The organism is Roseovarius halophilus (ex Wu et al. 2025) (genome assembly GCF_047086965.1).
Window position 1 is genome coordinate 1 of the sequence record NZ_JBKOTX010000434.1, and the last position, 1778, is coordinate 1778.

The 1778-nt window shown below is 67.2% G+C and carries 2 protein-coding genes and 1 pseudogene; 1 reads left to right on the forward strand and 2 read right to left on the reverse strand.

From position 1 onward, the window contains the following. Nucleotides 1-221, reverse strand: a pseudogene (locus ACH107_RS32545) (5-aminolevulinate synthase); the annotation flags it as partial. A 290-nt stretch (nucleotides 222-511) separates the two neighbouring features. Here ACH107_RS32545 and ACH107_RS32550 point away from each other — a divergent pair. Further along, complete coding sequence (locus ACH107_RS32550; RefSeq protein ID WP_310702786.1) at nucleotides 512-1459, forward strand: DMT family transporter; 948 nt, start codon at nucleotides 512-514, stop codon at nucleotides 1457-1459. Between the two features lie 138 nt (nucleotides 1460-1597). On the opposite strand, the gene ACH107_RS32555 is transcribed toward ACH107_RS32550, so the two are convergent. After that, a partial coding sequence (locus ACH107_RS32555; RefSeq protein WP_412509739.1) for a hypothetical protein occupies nucleotides 1598-1778 on the reverse strand: 181 nt, incomplete at its 5' end.

The following is a 1778-nucleotide window of genomic DNA, read 5'->3' on the forward strand; positions in this document are numbered from 1 at the left end:
GTATCGAGCGCCTGGTGCATGGCCGCCAGCACATCCGGGTGCTGGCCCATGCCGAGATAGTCGTTGGAACACCAGATCGTAACGTCGCGGACGGACGCGCCCAGGTGGTTTCTGGCCTTGGGAAAGGCGCCGCGTTCCCGCTCGAGGTCGGCAAAGACGCGATAGTTGCCTTCGTCCCTGAGCCGTGTGAGTTCGGTATGGAGATAGTCTTCGTAATTCATGTCGGGTCGGTGTCCATGCTCCCGCGTGCGGCTGCCGGGCGCGGGCAGTGTCCTGATCGGCTATCCTGAAGCCTTGAGATCACCTTCCATGACTGCCACCCGCGGGCCTTGATCTGGATCAAGGCCCGCAAGGTCAGGCGTCACCCGGACAGGGCGGCGCGGTCATTGTACGATCGATCGATTCGCGGGTGGTGGCCGTCGGTGGCGTCGCCTCCGCCGGACCCGACCCCAGCTTGCCTCGGACGTGCACTGGCTGGACCCTGCGCGGCCCGCCCTGTAGGCCCGGCGGCATGAACACAGGTAACACCCCCGGGGCCGACCGCATCCTGCCCGGCATCCTGCTGATGATCGGCTTTTGCATGTCCGCGCCCATGCTGGACGTTGCCGCTAAGCTGGCCGCACGAACACTGCCCGTTGGCCAAATCACCGCCGCGCGATTCGTCATCCAGGCCGCGCTGATGCTGCCGGTCTGCCTCTGGCTGGGACTGCGGTTGCGGCCGGGGCCGGGCACCGCGGGCCTGCTGGCTTGGCGGGCGTTGTTCCTGGTGCTGTCGACCTATTTCTTCATCGCGGCGATCCGGGTGATGCCCATCGCCGACGCGCTTGCGATCGTCTTTGTCGAACCCTTCATCATCCTTTTCGTAGCCAGATACCTCTTCAATGACGAGATCGGCTGGCGCCGTATCTGCGCTGCCCTCGTGGGTTTCGGCGGGGCCCTTCTGGTGATCCAGCCCAGCCTGCGGGCCTTCGGGGCGGTCGCACTGCTGCCCCTGGGCACCGCCGTCAGCTTTGCCGCCTACATGCTGATCACCCGTGGCCTGTCACGGCGAATGCACCCGGTGACGATGCAGTTGCATACCGCCGCCATCGCGGCGCTGGCCACGGTGCCGCTGATCTGGCTGGCTGACGGGCGCGGTTGGCCCACGCTGGACCCGGTGATGCCACAGGGCCTGGCCTGGCTCTGGCTGCTGGGTGTCGGTGGGTTTGCCGCGCTCAGCCACATGATGATGACCCAGGCACTGACCTTCGCGCCCTCGGCGACGCTGGCCCCGCTGCACTACCTCGAGATCGTCATGGCAACGGCCCTCGGCTATCTCATCTTCGACAATTTCCCCGACCCGCTGACCCTGGCCGGCATCGCGGTGATCATGGGATCGGGTCTTTTCGTGATCCATCGCGAACGTCAGGTCGCGCGCGCCGATCAAGCCACCAAGGCCCCTCCGGGCAGCCCTGTCTAGGGATCCGCCACCAGACACAGGTGTCTGGGGCTGACATGGGTATGACCGGCGGCGAGGCCACCGTCGCACGTGTCACCGCCACGCGCAGGGATCGCGACCCGCAAGGATGCCTCGATGCGGCGCCATACGCCCGGAACGTTACAGCAGTTCCACACCGTCCATGCCCGCGATCCGAGCACAGTCGTCCTCGTAACAGGCCGAGAGCATCTGGCGCGTCTCGGCCTGCCAGGGGTCGTAGGGGCCGGAGCCCGCGGTCTCGTGCCAGATGCGGCGCACCTGAGCGCGCGGCAGCGGGGCGCCCCCTGCCCGGGCGCTGGCC

Bases quoted from the DNA above. Each gene is read 5' to 3' on its own strand.
- ACH107_RS32550 (WP_310702786.1), top strand. From the start codon at position 512: ATGAACACAGGTAACACCCCCGGGGCCGACCGCATCCTGCCCGGCATC.